This window comes from Paenibacillus sp. FSL F4-0122, assembly GCF_038002845.1.
Taxonomy (GTDB): domain Bacteria; phylum Bacillota; class Bacilli; order Paenibacillales; family Paenibacillaceae; genus Paenibacillus_AQ; species Paenibacillus_AQ odorifer.
In genome coordinates this window covers 6533432-6549129 of the sequence record NZ_JBBODI010000001.1, presented here as the reverse complement: position 1 = coordinate 6549129, position 15698 = coordinate 6533432, and the positions used below count along the sequence as shown (strand labels likewise).

Annotated in this window: 14 protein-coding genes; 10 read left to right on the top strand and 4 right to left on the bottom strand. The window is 45.4% G+C overall.

Annotation, left to right across the window (positions count from 1 at the left end; all coding sequences use genetic code 11):
* Nucleotides 1-230 precede the first annotated feature (230 nt).
* The gene (gene rpsD, locus MHH49_RS28815) at nt 231-830 is read right to left on the bottom strand and encodes a 30S ribosomal protein S4 (RefSeq protein ID WP_036686147.1); all 600 of its coding nucleotides are present in this window, start codon (nt 828-830) and stop codon (nt 231-233) included.
* A 400-nt stretch (nt 831-1230) separates the two neighbouring features.
* On the opposite strand from rpsD, the gene MHH49_RS28810 reads away from it, so the two are divergent.
* From MHH49_RS28810 to MHH49_RS28790, 5 genes are all read left to right on the top strand, one after another.
* Nucleotides 1231-3234, top strand: a complete 2004-nt coding sequence (locus tag MHH49_RS28810) for a sensor domain-containing diguanylate cyclase (protein WP_076099563.1) — start codon at nt 1231-1233, stop codon at nt 3232-3234.
* A 536-nt stretch (nt 3235-3770) separates the two neighbouring features.
* Nucleotides 3771-4598, top strand: a complete 828-nt coding sequence (locus MHH49_RS28805; protein WP_036686151.1) for a hypothetical protein — start codon at nt 3771-3773, stop codon at nt 4596-4598.
* 95 nt (nt 4599-4693) lie between these two features.
* Nucleotides 4694-5809 (top strand): aminopeptidase, encoded by a 1116-nt coding sequence (locus MHH49_RS28800; protein ID WP_076141715.1) that lies wholly within the window; start codon nt 4694-4696, stop codon nt 5807-5809.
* 106 nt (nt 5810-5915) lie between these two features.
* Nucleotides 5916-6161 carry an HPr family phosphocarrier protein gene (locus MHH49_RS28795; RefSeq protein ID WP_036686154.1) on the top strand — a complete coding sequence of 82 codons (246 nt, stop codon included), beginning with the start codon at nt 5916-5918 and terminating at the stop codon, nt 6159-6161.
* 202 nt (nt 6162-6363) lie between these two features.
* Nucleotides 6364-6660 (top strand): YlaN family protein, encoded by a 297-nt coding sequence (locus MHH49_RS28790; RefSeq protein ID WP_036686156.1) that lies wholly within the window; start codon nt 6364-6366, stop codon nt 6658-6660.
* A gap of 87 nt (nt 6661-6747) precedes the next feature.
* Here the strand turns inward: MHH49_RS28790 and cax are convergent, their stop codons facing one another.
* Nucleotides 6748-7818 (bottom strand): calcium/proton exchanger, encoded by a 1071-nt coding sequence (cax, locus tag MHH49_RS28785; RefSeq protein WP_038570286.1) that lies wholly within the window; start codon nt 7816-7818, stop codon nt 6748-6750.
* Between the two features lie 154 nt (nt 7819-7972).
* Here cax and MHH49_RS28780 point away from each other — a divergent pair, with 154 nt between their 5' ends.
* Nucleotides 7973-8338: an Asp23/Gls24 family envelope stress response protein gene (locus MHH49_RS28780; RefSeq protein WP_019911482.1), complete on the top strand. Its 366-nt coding sequence runs from the start codon at nt 7973-7975 to the stop codon at nt 8336-8338.
* 88 nt (nt 8339-8426) lie between these two features.
* Here the strand turns inward: MHH49_RS28780 and ftsW are convergent, their stop codons facing one another.
* Nucleotides 8427-9668 carry a putative lipid II flippase FtsW gene (ftsW, locus tag MHH49_RS28775; protein ID WP_080742469.1) on the bottom strand — a complete coding sequence of 414 codons (1242 nt, stop codon included), beginning with the start codon at nt 9666-9668 and terminating at the stop codon, nt 8427-8429.
* Nucleotides 9665-10012, bottom strand: coding sequence for a YugN family protein (locus MHH49_RS28770; protein ID WP_036686159.1), 348 nt, complete (start codon nt 10010-10012; stop codon nt 9665-9667). The genes ftsW and MHH49_RS28770 overlap by 4 nt, the downstream gene beginning before the upstream one ends.
* A gap of 239 nt (nt 10013-10251) precedes the next feature.
* Between MHH49_RS28770 and MHH49_RS28765 the strand changes: the two genes are divergently transcribed.
* The 4 genes from MHH49_RS28765 to MHH49_RS28750 all read left to right on the top strand — a co-directional run bounded on the left by MHH49_RS28765 (nt 10252) and on the right by MHH49_RS28750 (nt 15682).
* On the top strand, nt 10252-11433 hold the full coding sequence (locus tag MHH49_RS28765; RefSeq protein WP_038570290.1) for a M20 family metallopeptidase: 1182 nt from the start codon (nt 10252-10254) through the stop codon (nt 11431-11433).
* A 63-nt stretch (nt 11434-11496) separates the two neighbouring features.
* Nucleotides 11497-11928: a CBS domain-containing protein gene (locus MHH49_RS28760; RefSeq protein WP_036686162.1), complete on the top strand. Its 432-nt coding sequence runs from the start codon at nt 11497-11499 to the stop codon at nt 11926-11928.
* 119 nt (nt 11929-12047) lie between these two features.
* Nucleotides 12048-13760, top strand: coding sequence for a DNA repair helicase XPB (locus MHH49_RS28755; RefSeq protein WP_038570293.1), 1713 nt, complete (start codon nt 12048-12050; stop codon nt 13758-13760).
* Nucleotides 13757-15682 carry a helicase-associated domain-containing protein gene (locus tag MHH49_RS28750; RefSeq protein WP_038570295.1) on the top strand — a complete coding sequence of 642 codons (1926 nt, stop codon included), beginning with the start codon at nt 13757-13759 and terminating at the stop codon, nt 15680-15682. The genes MHH49_RS28755 and MHH49_RS28750 overlap by 4 nt, the downstream gene beginning before the upstream one ends.
* Nucleotides 15683-15698: the final 16 nt, after the last annotated feature.

Genomic DNA, 15698 nt, shown 5'->3' with positions numbered 1-15698 from the left:
CCTTTTAACGGAATTATTATAGCATAAATTGGCGTTTTTGAATGCGCTTCTACCTGATTCTCATGGTCTTAAGATTCGACTTTTGTGCAAAAATTATAAATAAAGTAATTTAGGGTATGATTTGCGAAAGCGTAATAGGCAACAAACGGCTTGGAATTTAGAATATAGACATAACAAAAAGCCCCCGGATTAATCCGGAGGCTTCGGTCATACCCGCTAAAAGCGAGATATTAACGGTTGTAGAACTCGACGATTTGTTTCTCATCGATATCCTGGGAAAGCTCGGAACGTTCTGGCAAACGGATATATTTACCTTCGAAAGATCCTTCAGCATATTCCAGGTAAGCTGGAAGGTGGTTACGGTTAGCAAGAGCTTCTTTGATGGAAGCCATGCCTTGGCTCTTCTCGCGAAGACCGATAACGTCGCCCAAGCTTACACGGTAAGAAGCGATGTCGACTTTTTTGCCGTTTACAGTTACGTGTCCGTGGGATACCAACTGACGTGCTCCAGCACGGGAGTTAGCAAATCCAAGACGGTAAACTAGGTTGTCCAAGCGGCTTTCAAGCAAGAACATGAAGTTTTCGCCCGCAAGACCTGGAAGTTTTTGTGCTTTAGCGAAGAGAGTACGGAATTGTTTCTCTCCCAAGCCGTACATGTGACGCAGTTTTTGTTTTTCCAAAAGCTGCATTCCGTAGTTACTTACTTTTCTGCGTTGGTTAGCGCCGTGTTGTCCTGGTGGGAAAGGGCGTTTCAGGTCTTTGCCTGTACCGCTAAGGGAAATGCCCAGACGGCGGCTGAGTTTGAATTTAGGTCCGGTGTAACGTGCCATGTTATAGTAGACTCCTTTATATTTGAAATTTCAGGTTAGGGCTCTATTTGCGCCGCATTTCGTATCCGTGATTAGCATTATTGGCTTCCACACTACCAGGGAAGTTCAGCCGCTGCCCTGGCAGTAACGAAATGCGTGAGGGTGACACAACGTTACGCCCAAGTAAGACTTGTTACAGTCTTGTTCAACAATAAATATTATATGAAAGTAGTATATAAAGTCAAGCGCATATTAAAAGAGTTTTTGTCATTCTTTGTCGTTAGTTCTTTGGTCCTAAAAAAAATCCCGGAAATAAGGAAAATATAATGCAATACACAAAGAAAGGGAGTAAAATATAGTTAATTAGATGTTAATTGGGAAGGTTTTTTTTCTTAATTGAGAAGCAAAGGGGATCTTCGTTATGTCAGAACAGAAAGCATACGCTTATAAAGACAGTCGTATGCTGATACAGGACAAATTGCACGCTAGTAGAGATTCCGAAGATCCAACCGCCTGGCTTAGGGAAACGGAAATAGTGTCCCATGACTTCCCATATTTGGCCAATCTGATTGCAGACAGCTTCGAGGAATGGATCGATGGGCTAGAGGCTCTACCGTTCGCTAAATCATGGGATTGGTGTGTACTGAATTTTGAAGGCAGATATTTTGCTAATATTGCCGATCAGCAAGAACGATGGAGGCACCAATGGGAGCAGGCGGCGGCAGCTAGTTTACTTTCCGGCACAACCTCATCTGTTCAACTGACGGTGCAAGGTCAGGATATGAGCTTTTTTACTATACCGCTCATCACTCGCGTTGACAAAGAAATTTTTGCTTTCCTGGGCTGTGCTATGCCGACACAACAATATTTAATGGGTGGACGAGATACTGCTGAGGCTATATCGTTGCAGTACCGGACCATTTTCTATCATAAGTTTGAACATATTTTTGTAACTGATCTTGCGAGTGTTCATCTACATGCTGAACGTGAGAGCAATCGCCGCTCCTTGTTATTTCAGATCGTTCAGCGGATGCATGACAATATTGATGTGAACGCCGTGCTTACGGAGGTTATAGATAGCATTTCTGCAATGTACCCTGGTGCCAGGCTTGAGCTGTTTATGTCGCAAGATCACCGCAGCACTCATCCGCAGGTCAAACCTTTACCGTTTCAGATGTCCAGTGATGATGTCTGCGCTAGAGCATTTAAAGACGGCCGTGTTGCTCTGAACACCAATACTGAAGATCAACACATTGTAGAAATTGGTCTTCCGCTAGGTGGCAAGCAGGGGGTTTATGGGGTATTCCACATGGTGATGGATAACTCAATCTTTATGGATGTAGATTTACGGTTTCTCTCGATGGTGGCAGATACCGCAGGTACTGCTTTTGAGAATGCCAAGCTGTATGAACGCTCCAATCAGCTCATTCGTGAGCTGCGTATGAGTAACGAACTTACACAGCGTCTGAATCAAAGCTTGCGCTTAGGAGATATTTTCCAATTTGCGTTTGAAGAGCTGCTTGAGATGTTTGGTGCAGACTACTGCTGTATTTTACATATGAACGAAGAAAAGGGCGGGCTAGAGGTTATAGCTTGCAATCATTCCTCCTTGCAAAATGAGATTTTAGAAGTAGGACAAGGTTTAGGCGGGAAGGTCTATACTACTGGGGAATCATTAATCATGTCTAACTACATAGATAATCCTAATACTACTTCTCGTTTAATGAATGCTACCGGGTCGCAGTCGCTGATTGCCACACCTTTAAGTGTAGGTGGTGAAGTGCGTGGTGCCATCATGTTGGCGCATCGCGATGCCCATTATTTCTCTTATGACAATTACAGATTGCTTCAGGCGATGGCGGGGCATATTGGACTTGCTGTAGGGAACGCAAGGCTGCATGCCGAAGTTAGACGTCTAGCGAACAGAGATAGCCTAACTGGACTTTATGCTCGTCATTATCTGGACGAAGAAATAAAGGAACGGCAGTCTACAGATTTTTGCGGTTGCTTAATCGTTGTGGATATCGATCAGTTCAAGATGGTGAATGATACCTATGGTCATCAAAAGGGTGACAAGATTTTAAAAGAGGTCAGTGAAATTGTGAAGTCCTCCATCCGTCAAGGTGATATTGCTGCGAGGTGGGGCGGAGAAGAACTGTCGGTCTATTTACCATTAATGGGAGTAGAACAGGCAGTAAATGTGGCTGAGCGTATTCGCAAGCGGGTGATGAACGAAACCGAACCTAATGTAACAGTGTCCTGCGGTATAGCAGAATGGAGCTGGATGGACGAACGTGTAAGCGTGGAATCCCTGTTCTATCGAGCGGATATGGCACTGTATAAAGCTAAGAACAATGGGCGTAACCAGGTGATCGTTGACACTAAAGAGAATGGCAGTGGTGTGAAGGGATTGCCTCATAAGTAAAAAAAGATAGCAGAGCAGCGGTTCTCCCCTTATTGGAGAGTCGCTGCTTTTTGTTTTGGCAGATGGCTGGCTGCTTCGACTGTGTATCTATCATCCTGCTGCGATGCATCGGACTCAGATGACGTTATTTGCGTGATTTTAGCTTTTTAAGCATGTTTTCGGACTCCGGAGACGCTATTCCTTAATAAGAGGGGCATATCGGACGCATTTCGGATCAATAGCTGCAATGGAGTCCGTTGGCATACGAAATATCGCAAAATACTGTAATTAAGGTCAGCTGTGTCCGAAAGCGACAACGGTGCGGCGACTGGCAGCGGTAACTTCGTGAGTCTGAAGGTGGTATATACTGACATTCGAAAGCAAGCGACGAACGCGCATAAGTTAGAGCAATGTATGGAAAACGATAGCAGCAACGTATTTGCATCTGTATAAGGCGCGCAGGAAGGGAGAACCCTATAGTGGGCTGTAAAGTAAAATACTCCAAGAAAGGCCTGATGACCGTGAGAAAGTCATTGTTACTAAAGGGGTTAGTTCTTATGATTTTTACCTTGTCCTGCGTGTTCAACAGCGGTTGCAGCGTTATTAGAGACAAACCAGCCAAGAAAGATCTAAGTTTGGTGTTAGCGGGTATAACGGGCAGCGATGGGGTTACTTTTAAAGGGTCAACCATGCTTACAAAAGGTGGAAAGACCGTTCCGGAATCCATGATATTTTACGAAGGCACAGTACAGGACCATAAGAAGGTCAATCTGTATACACTGCTTCCTGATAAATCCTCATCCACAAAAAAAGCAGCTAATAGCGCTAAAGATTTAAAAAGCGGCATCACTTCTATGAAAGCTTTCCATAGTCAGCTAGAGAAAAAAGAGGGGGAATGGGTAGCGTTGACCACTGAAGGTTCATCTGAGGACGGAAATCCGCTTGCTTTGCTTAATCCGTTAAAACAGCTGGAGGAGCTGCAATCCATGGAGGCTAATGTGACTGAAGATGCGGGTGCAGGCAGAGGGACAAATGTGCTGCGGATCGAGCTGACGCCTGCTGAGGCCAGAAAGCAGCTGACTGCTGAATTAGAAAAAGAGATGCAAGACCTTCGACCTGAAACACCTGATTCGGCTGGAAAAATAACAAAGAACGATCAGGCGGTTACGCAAGCTTTAGTGGAGCTGTGGGAGAAGAAAAATAATGAATTACAGCAAAAGCTGAAACAAGCTAATGTTGAGACTGTCTACCATTTAACCGTTGATACAAAACATAATCTGCCGAGAAAGCTCACCTTAAATCGTAAGGTTACCTACTCGGAAGCGGGGAATAAATCTGATAATGAAACTTATGTATCACAGGTGAATTTTTCAGGCTTTCGTTGATTTTCACATTAGCCTACAGGTCTTGCGCTCCATACAGGGCGTGCTACAATAGAAAAGCTTGCTTATTTTTTAGACAGAGGAAGGAAGAATACACAATGAAAGATCCCAGAATTCAAAAGCTGGCGGCTAACCTAGTCGGTTATTCCGTAAATGTCCAGCCAGGCGAGAACGTGCTCGTCGAAATGATTGGCAATGAAAGAGATTTAATTAAAGCAGTTGTAGAGGAAATCGGCAAAGCCGGCGGTCATGCTTTTGTACAATTAACAGATCGTACAGTCCTGCGCAGCATGCTTAAATACGCAACTCGTGAGAGTCTTCAGACATGGGCTGAAATTGACTTGAACCGGATGAAGCAAATGGATTGTTATATCGGGATTCGTGCAGGTGAGAATGTGAATGACCTGTCTGATGTTCCTGAAGAAAATATGAAATTGTATAACTCGTTGTACTCCCATCCAGTGCACAGTGAACAACGTGTGAAGCACACGAAGTGGGTAGTGCTGCGTTATCCGAATGCGAGCATGGCTCAGCTTGCGAATATTAGCACTGAAGCGTTTGAAGACTTTTATTTCGAAGTGTGTAATTTGGATTACGCCAAGATGGACAAGGCTCAGGATGCTTTAGCTGATCTCATGCGCAGAACGGATAAGGTACATATTTTGAGTGCTGGAACAGATCTTAAGTTCTCGATTAAAGGAATCGGTGCAGAGAAATGCTCCGGGCAAAAAAATATTCCGGATGGCGAGGTTTACAGCGCCCCAGTTCGCAATTCTGTAAATGGAACGATCAGCTATAATGCACCGTCAGTATATAATGGAGTGACCTTTGAAAATATCAAATTCAAATTCGAGAACGGAAAAATTGTTGAAGCCACCAGCAATGACTCCGCCCGTTTGAACGAGATTTTGAATTCAGATGACGGCGCACGTCATATTGGCGAATTCGCTATCGGGTTTAACCCTTACATTCTTCACCCGATGAATGATATTCTTTTTGACGAAAAAATCGCAGGCAGCCTGCACTTTACGCCAGGACAAGCATATGATGTTACAGATAACGGTAACCGCTCCTCCATTCACTGGGATCTTGTGTTGATCCAACGTCCAGATTATGGCGGCGGAGAAATTTATTTTGACGATGTATTGATCCGTAAGGATGGAATTTTTGTGTTGCCGGAACTCGAAGGTCTGAATCCTGAAAACTTGAAATAAAATGTAATAACAAGAAAACTCCTTGCACAAGTAAGCGGATTCAATGTATCATAAGAAATGATAACAAAAGACTAAAGTTTTATAATCAAGTTGCGGAGGGATTTCTATGTCCAGTAACAATGCGGCAATTGTCGATATTGCCCAAACGGCAGGCCAGTTCAACTCTTCAATCGTTCTTCAAGCGGACAACAAGTACATTGATGTTAAAAGTATCCTTGGTTTGTTCACTACTTTGGTATCCAGCCAAAGCTATGAGCTTCATGTTCATGGGGCAGATGCTGAAGAAGCTAAGAAGGCAATGACTGAAGTGTTTGCAAAACACGGTTTGAAATTCACAGTTGTTGCTGAGTAATAGTCGTGCTAAAAACGTCCTACCGGTTTTCGGTGGGGCGTTTTTTCTAGAAGTAGATATGAAACTTGATAGGATAACGCAGCAGGTTCTTTTAAATATATGGTTAGTATAAACTGAATTGTTGTATTGATACCGGATTTCGTCTAATATTAAGTAAAATAGTAAAAGCAGCTTAACTTTTGGACATGGGGGGGATAGAGGCATGACTTCATCGGAATTACAGGAACAGTATAATCTTAAAGCAATCAATCTTCTACAAGAAGATGCCGATAAAATTCAGCAACTTATAGAAGTGCAGATGGAGAATCTGGCAACACGCTACTGCCCTCTCTATGAGGAAGTGCTGGATACCCAGATGTACGGTTTCTCCAGAGAAGTGGATTTTGCGGTTAGAGCAGGTTTGGTCCCAGAAATTACTGGTAAAATGGTACTAAGTAAGTTGGAGCGTAACTTAGCAGTACTCTACGAGGCTTTGAACAACAAAGCGAAAGAAGAATAAATATCGGTTTCTTAAGTATTTATAGAAGCGCACATGAGGACGAATCGCTCATGTGCGCTTTTTGTTGTGTACAATGGTTAATAATAATTATACGAGATAGAAGGAGACTCCTAAAATCAGGTAAACAGTTAATAACAAGAGGCCCTCATACCAGTTAGTCGAGCCGTCCTGGGTAATTGATTTGGCAATAAAGACCGCTACACCGATGGCGACAATCTCAATGGTCGTAAAAACAATGTCCATTGTATCACCCATGAAATAACTGGCGAAGATTAGGACAGGTGCTACGAACAGGGCGATTTGGAGACTGCTTCCAACTGCAATTTCTACTGCTGCACCGATTTTGTTCTTCATGGCCAGCATAATGGCTGCACTGTGCTCTGCGGCATTACCGATGATGGCTACGAGGAACGCACCTACAAACAGCTCGCTGAATCCGAAACGTTCTGTTAAAGTCTCTAACGTACCTACCAGCCACTCACTCACGAAGGCTACCATTACGGTGGCAAGCACGAGATAAAGGATGGATTTGTTTCTGGACCATGCAGGGGCATGTTCATGGGCTAACTCTTCTTTACCCTCTTCTGTAACGTCCTCTAGATGTTTCTTATGCGTGATCATGGAGAAGATTAGCCAAGCAATGTACGAAGCGATGAGCAGCCCGGCAACGATTAAACTGAGCACATCTGTATCTTTCTCCGTAATAGAGTGGGTGGTAAAGAACATAGCGGGAACAAATAAGGCAATGACGGCAACGATCATCAAGGAGCCATTCATTCCGGCAAGGGTTACGTTAAAGTTCTGAACTTTGAACTTCATCCCGCCGGCGAAAATACTCAATCCTAGAACAAGCAACAGGTTGCCGATAATAGAACCGGTAAGACTGGCTTTGACCATGTCGAACAATCCTTCCTTGACCAGGAAGAAGGCAATGATTAGCTCAGCAGCATTGCCGAAGGTGGCGTTAAGGAAGCCGCCCAGTCGCTGTCCGGCATAATGAGCTACACTTTCAGTAGCCCGGCCGAGAAATCCAGCCACAAACACCACAGCGATTGCTGAGAGAATGAACTGCAGGGTATGATCCCAATCGGCATAATGGCCGATTGCACTAAGGATAAAGGTGATACCCATCAGTGATGGTGAAATCCATTTTTTCAATGTAAAGGACACTCCTATCTATGTATTTAGATTGAATTCATAATCAATATACCCAAATTGTTCCTAGGTGTAAACGAGAAAGCGATAAAGTGATTTGCTTTTTAGCCTGTTTTGGAATTACAATAATTGATAATGAGTGTAGGGGGGATATGGCATGGCAGAACAACTTCAACTGGAAATGGGAAATATACGAATTTCAAATGACGTCGTCTCAAAAATTGCCGGTTTGGCTGCCTTGGAGACTCCGGGAATTGCAGCCATGTCTGGTGGCCTGTCAGAAGGCTGGGCGAAACGTCTAAGCGGTAAGAACGTTCAGAAGGGCGTTACCGTTGAAGTAGGACAGCTGGAAGCAGCAGTAGATCTACGAATTATCGTTCTCTATGAAACACCGATCCACGAAGTGTGCCGGATGCTTCAGCAGAACGTACGTGAAGCTGTGGAGAGCATGACTGGACTTCATATTGTTGAGGTAAATGTCAAAGTTGAAGGCGTAGCTTTCAAGAATGATGAAATCTCTTAAAAAACTTGTACACAAAAAAGCAGTCCAAGGTTAATTCCCTGGGCTGCTTTTTTATGTGTATATCCCCTAACCTCCGGCTTTATAAAGCTTACCGGGAACGAACCTGTCTAACCGTTGTTACAGATTTCGTTACTTCCTCTTTGGCAGGAAGGTTGGTTTCTCTTGAGATGCTTAGCATAATTCCCATGCACAGCATGCTGACAAGGAGTGAAGAGCCCCCGTAGCTGATAAACGGCAAGGTAACGCCGGTAAGAGGGATTGTATTGGTTACACCGCCGATATTGACAAAGGCCTGAATGGCTATGAGGCCCATAATCCCAATTCCGACGAGCGTACCAAAGGGATCCTTACACCTTAAAGCGATTAGAATACCCCGCCAGATAAAATACAGATATAACATCAAAAATATGGAGGTCCCTAGAAAGCCGAACTCTTCACCAATTACGGGGAAGATAAAGTCCGTATAAGGGTATTTTAGATAGTCCAGCTTTTGAATGCTTTTGCCGAAGCCGGAACCACTTACTCCACCTTGGCCAAGAGCGGTTAAGGATTGAATAATGTTATAACCATCACCCTCAGCAACCTGATAAGGATCTAAAAAGGCAACGATACGACCTTTTCTATAATCCTGAGTGTCAGTGGCTTTATCGGATGGAGATAAGGAATCAATCGCTGCTTTGGCGCCTATAACTAGTCCTACACCCAGCACTAGCAGTGCTATAGAGCCCAGAATATGCTTCATGCTGGCACCACCGGCATAAATAACAAGTCCGCTGGTAGCTACGAGAATGAGGCAAGAACCTAAATCCGGTTGCATCATTATAAGTCCGGCAACAATACCCACGATAACCATTACAGGGATATATCCTGTACGGAAATCTCTAAACCGTTCACCTTTTTTGGTGATGAGTGCTGAGATATACAGGATAATCGATATTTTGGCTAATTCGGTGGGTTGAATTCCAAGTTTCCCGATACTAAGCCAGCTCTTGGCACCATTAATTTTTTCAGAGAAGGCTACCACGAGCAGAAGAATAACGGTGATGATAAAAATAGGTACATACCACTTCTTAAACTTACTGTAGTGAATGTTCATAGCTATAAACATAACAACGGTTCCGAGTACGATCCAGATCACTTGGCGTTTAATGAAATATAGAGGGTCATTACCGAACTTCGAGCTTGCTAATGTTAAGCTTGAGCTAGCACTGAAGACCATGACTAGACCGAAACCCACAAGTAGTAGTGTTAAGATAAGTAGTTGGAAATCGGGTGTTCCTCTTTTGGGCAGGCTGACATTTTGTTTCGTCGTTCCCTTTCTGTTACTCAAGCCTCTAACAGCTGCTTTAATTCAAGAATCCGCTTAGCAGCAGTGTCCAATACTGGTTTTGGCACCGGAGATTCATATTCCAGGCCATGAGGGAAGGTTGCTTTTCCTAAGTATACGGCTTCAATTGCAAGTACGGCATCAGACTTCTCTAGCTTTCCCTCGACAGCGCGAGTGTTAATGCGTAGGAAGTATTCGCCACCATCCTGTGGGTCTTCAATTTTGCAGTCGTAAGTGGCACGATAGTATTCCCATTGCCAGCGGATGAAGCCAGCTTTTGTGGCACTCTCGTCCAGATAGAGAAGATCACTCTTCAATCCTACGAGGCCCGTGTTCTCAAAAATCATAGCACGCATATCCCCCTTATGAAGTATAATGATGAATTTCTGATCCGATTGCTGATGTTCTACCTCATGATAGTATGTTTCTAAAGGTTGTGCAAGAGTAGGCAGTGCCTAACAATACCCAGTTTTTTGCGTTTCTGCTACAATAAAAGAATTATAGTCGTTCGCGGCTGGAACAAAGTGAACAGGACTGCTATCGCTTGCTATGGATGCGGGTTTATCGAGAAGGGGATGGAGAACTTATGAAGAGCTTAGCGGTTGATTCGCTCATGCCGGAGATCGTGGAATGGAGACGCCATTTGCATCGTCATCCGGAGTTGTCTTTTCATGAAAAGGAAACGTCAGCATTTATAGCAGATAAGTTAGCCAAATTCGGAATTGAAGTCAGAAAAAGCGGGACAGGGTATGGTGTGCTTGGTATATTACGGGGGAAGCGGCCGGGGAAAACCGTTGTTCTTCGCGCGGATATGGACGCCCTACCTATTAAAGAGGAGAACAAGAAGGATTACGTTTCGCAAAATGAAGGGGTAATGCATGCCTGTGGACATGATGGCCACACTTCCATACTGCTCGGTGTAGCCTCTTACTACAGCAGTCGGCTTGAGGAGCTGGAAGGGGAGCTGCGTTTTCTTTTTCAGCCCGCAGAGGAAGTATGCCCAGGAGGGGCGCAGGGGATGATCGCCGAAGGCATGTTAGAAGGAGCGGATGCGGTGTATGGTCTGCATCTGTGGACTCCATTGCCTATGGGAACTGTAGGGAGTGCTCCGGGACCGTTGATGGCGTCTGCGGACGAGTTTTTTATAGATATCATTGGCAAAGGCGGACACGGCGGCATGCCGAACCGTACCATTGATAGCATCGTGGCGGGAGCGGCGCTGGTGACCCAGCTCCAGAGCATTGTAAGCCGCTCTGTGAACCCGCTGGAGCCTGCTGTACTCAGTGTAGGAACCATTCAAGGGGGATTCGCCCAGAATGTCATTGCCGAGCAATGCCGGATCACAGGGACAGTGCGGGCATTCGACGAGGAGACACGGCATTTGATACGCCAGCGAATCGAAGAAATGAGCGTTTCTATTGCCAGCGCTTACGGGGCAGAAGCTAAGATAGATTACGTAATGGGATATCCTCCCCTCGTAAATCACGATGGTGAAGTTCAGCGGTTTTTCGAGGTGGCCTCAGCGGCTTTAGGAGAATCTGTTGAGGTGATTCGGATGGAAAAGCTGATGCCAGCTGAGGATTTTGCCTATTATGTTAAGGAGATTCCAGGCTGCTTTATGTTTGTGGGTGCAGGAAATCCGGATAAAGAGGCTGACTATCCACATCACCATAGCAAATTTGATTTTGACGAAGATGCCATGCTGCACGGAATGAAGCTGCTCATTGCTATGGCGAATTCCTGTATGCGTGAGAACACAATCGTATAATTTCGTTTCATAGAGGAGAACCTATTCCCATAACATGGAGATCATGATTAGGAGGGTTCATTCTTGAAGACAGTGAAAGAGGTTATGACGAAGGAGCCTGCAACGGTTACGCTGCAAGATAATGTGTATGAAGTTGCCGTGAAAATGCGAGATTATGACACTGGATTTATACCTGTTGTTGATAATGAAGAACATAAGACACTGATCGGCGTAATTACTGACCGCGATCTCGTGATTAGAGGTTATGCGGCTAAACATCCTGGTTCAACCTCAGTGGAAACTGTAATGAGTAAAGAGATTCAGACCGTCTCGGAGAATACTTCAGTAGATGAGGCTGCAGAGTTAATGGCTGGCTGGCAAATCCGCAGGCTGGCGGTGACACGTGACCAGAAGCTGGTGGGCGTAGTGTCGATTGGAGATCTGGCTGTGCGCGACATTTTTGCGGATGAAGCTGGTGAAGCACTCCATGATATTTCGCAGCAGCATTTACATTAAATAGTCAGATAGGGAAGCTCATGACCGTTATGCGGGGATGGGCTTTTTCCTGTTATATGAAAATAAACAAAATTACATAGCGCAAGCTTAAATTACATGAACACTAGGGAGGAAAAGCTATGAATGGATCAGGAGCTTGCATCGTGCGCAGGGACCGGACAATTTTACTGGAATGTGCTCATCCGGATTTTGAGGTGGCAAGGAAAAAGCTAGGGACCTTCGCGGAGCTGATAAAAAGTCCTCCTGCTTACCATACCTACCGAATTACCCCGTTATCTCTTTGGAATGCGGCTGCGCTTAATTATACTGCTGAGGAGATTATCACTAACCTGCATCACCTTGCACGCTGGGGTGTTCCCACAGGACTGGAGGAGGAAATCGAAACTCTTTTGTCCAGATATGGAAAGCTGACTCTTCATGGCCAAGAGACTCGGAATGAGGTCGTTATGTTAAGAGCGGATGCTCCTGAGCTTTTGGATGAATTGAGTGATGAACAAGGTCTAAAAGCGTTGGGTCTACTGAGAATAAATCCTCTGGAATGCTCGTGTCCTGCGGAGAATAGAGGGCTTTTGAAACAAGAGCTGATGAGATTGGGTTATCCAGTTCTCGACTACGCCGGATATCATGAAGGACAAGCGCTTAGCTTGACCTGGAAGGAGAATCTCGATGCCTGCAAGGCTGATACGGCAAACGATTCATTTGGCTTACGTGAATACCAGCAGGAGGCCGTTCAGCTGTTTCAAGGGACAGAAGGACAAGGGGGAAGCGGTGTGGTGGTGCTGCCTTGTGGCGCAGGAAAGACAATTGTAGGAGTAGCAGTACTTGAAAGTCTCCAATGTGAAACCTTAATTTTAACTTCAAATACAACATCCGTAAGGCAATGGATGGATGAATTGCTGGAGCGAACAGATTTGGCCGGGGAAGCAGTGGGTGAATATTCCGGTGAAAAAAGAGAAGTGCGGCCAGTTACCATTGCCACCTATCAAATATTAACCCATCGTTCGTCCAAAGACGGTCCGTTTCTCCATATGAAGCTGTTTAACGAACGCAATTGGGGCTTGATTATATATGATGAGGTTCACCTGCTTCCAGCGCCTGTATTTCGGGCTACAGCAGACATTCAAGCTACACGTCGACTGGGGCTAACAGCCACTTTGGTTAGAGAAGACGGGAAGGAAGGGGATGTGTTCTCTTTAATCGGACCGAAACGCTACGATCTGCCTTGGAAGGAGCTGGAGCAGCAGGGCTGGATCGCTGAAGTGGAATGTGTAGAGATCATTGTGCCCATGAATCCGGAGCTTAAACAAGAATATATGTACGCGGCGGCAAAAGAAAAATTTCGTATGGCTTCATGCAATCCTGCCAAAGCTGAGATTGTAGCCAAGCTTCTAAAGGTCCATGCAGGCTCTTCGGTACTGGTTATTGGACAATATCTCGACCAGTTAAGTGAACTGGCTGACAGGATCGGGGCACCTTTAATTACCGGCAAAACGAAGCAGCGTGAAAGAGACGAGCTATATGCGGCTTTTAACGAGGGAGATATACAGGTACTGGTGGTGTCGAAAGTAGCGAATTTCGCGGTGAATTTACCTGACGCGTCGATTGCTATTGAAGTCTCGGGAGCTTATGGATCACGGCAGGAGGAAGCTCAGCGACTAGGTCGAATCCTCCGTCCAAAAGCGGGAGAGAATAAAGCCTATTTTTATACACTGGTATCTGAAGATAGCCGGGAACAGGATTTCGCTTTGCGCCGCCGGATGTTTTTGACTGAGCAGGGTTATGAATATGTCGTTAAAAAGATACCGAGTGGAGAGGAGCGAACCATTCATTGAACCAGCTATCAACAGAAGCATTAGAGGTCTTAAAGCGGTTATGTGCAGCTTATGCTGCCCAGCCGTTTGAAGAAGGGAAAGAAGAACGATTGCGCCCTGTGGCGCTTTGTCGTGCTGAGCAAAAGCTTGCAATGAACGAATTGCGCCGCGAGGGGCTGTTAACTGCAAGGCATAAAATTTTGGGCGAAAAGCTGTATCAGATTCCTGTTGATCAGCTGCCGGCAATTGAACAAGAATTTTTCCCGTATCAGCCGCAATACGTTGCCGGGCATTTAGTGAGTCTTACCATGGAGGCGGGGGCCGGACTGGCGATAGATCTGTTTCGGGCTTTGCTGTTCACCGCTTGGGAAGGATTGCCGCTGACAGCCAAGGGGATTATTCATAAAAAGCATCTAAACCGCTTAGCGGCGCAGCTCTCTTTTGGCGAGGAGCATTTGCAATGGCTCTCCGTGGGTTCTCTTTTAGAGGAACAGAAAACTCTTTCTGTCATTGCGACGGTGGATATCCTGCTGTGTCTTGGACTTATTCGCAGGCAGAGCGCCGGGTACACGCTTGATATGGAGCTATTGGATCGTTGGCTGCAGCTTCCTGAAGCGACGATGAGTGACATTCTCTATGGAATTGTAATTAATCGCTGCGGATGCGTGGGACCTGCCGATCAACATTTTCGTTATATAATCTCAAATGCAGATTTTATCCCCGGGAAATGGATAATGCTGCCCGCGCTATTAGACTGGATGATGGATGCTAATCTCACAGGTACCGTTGCCCGTAATGAGCTTGAACAATCAAGCTTGAACTGGTTACGTTGTTTAACAGGCTTTGGCTGGTGCGAGCTGGGAGAAACCGCTGAGGGTATGTTGTGTTTTTGCTGGACCGCTGCTAAGCCAATGTTATCTGCTGAGAGGGGATCATTCGCTGCTGTTGGGTCTGGAGATACACAGGAACAGTTTATTGTGCAGCCGGATTTCGAGGTGCTGGTTCCACCGGAGGTCCCCTATTCTGTACGATGGACACTGGCGGGCTTCGCTGAGCTCCAGCAAAGTGATACGATATGGAGCTTCCGGCTGACGAAAGAGAGGTTGGAACTTGCAGCTGAGCGTGGAATGTCACCGGATGACATCATCTCATGGATAAGTGAGCATGCACTAGGAGGACTTCCTTCGGTGGTTCAAATGTCTCTTGAGCAATGGGCAAAAAGCATTGGCCGTACCTCACTCTCCCAAGTAATTATTTTGACCTGTCAGACGGAAGCAGATGGAGCTGCTATCGCAGCTCACCCGCGTTTACAGGAGAACCTTGAACGTATCGGTCCTTTACATTTCATAGTGGACCCGCAATGTATGGAACAGATACGAAAAGAGCTGTACTCCGCGGGGTTAGCGCCTTCCAGAATCATTGGAGGACAGGTAGAGGAAACAAACCTAGGGTGGTGTTTGTTTCCTCATGAAACAGGAAACCCCGAAGCAATGTATGTTCTTCCAGAGCTGAATGTAGAACTAGGATTGCTGTCCAAAGGGAATCCTTTTCTTAACCTGCCGGTTATTGCTCCTGAACAGGAGGAAGAGATTCTCTTCGGTGGAGAAAATGTACCGCAGATCTGGAGCAAAGAATGGCGGCATTATCATAGCTCGACTGCACAAAAGGTGATGGAGCAAGGGTTAAGATGGGGAGTCAAGGTGCGTTTTGCACTAAAGGATCAGATGTTAGATTTTATCCCTTCACGCATAAGTGGGAATCCATGGAGAGTTTCCGGACAACTGCTCTTTCATGATGGTGAAACGGTTGAAGATATAGAGCTCACTCCGGAAGACTGGAAGGAAATGAAGTTAGTTATTCCCAATGGACGAAGAAATTCCTCTTCTGCTCAAGCGAGTGATTATGGTATGATAGAAAAGTCTACTGAATCGGTAGATCATTAACGAAGAAAAGAGCTGA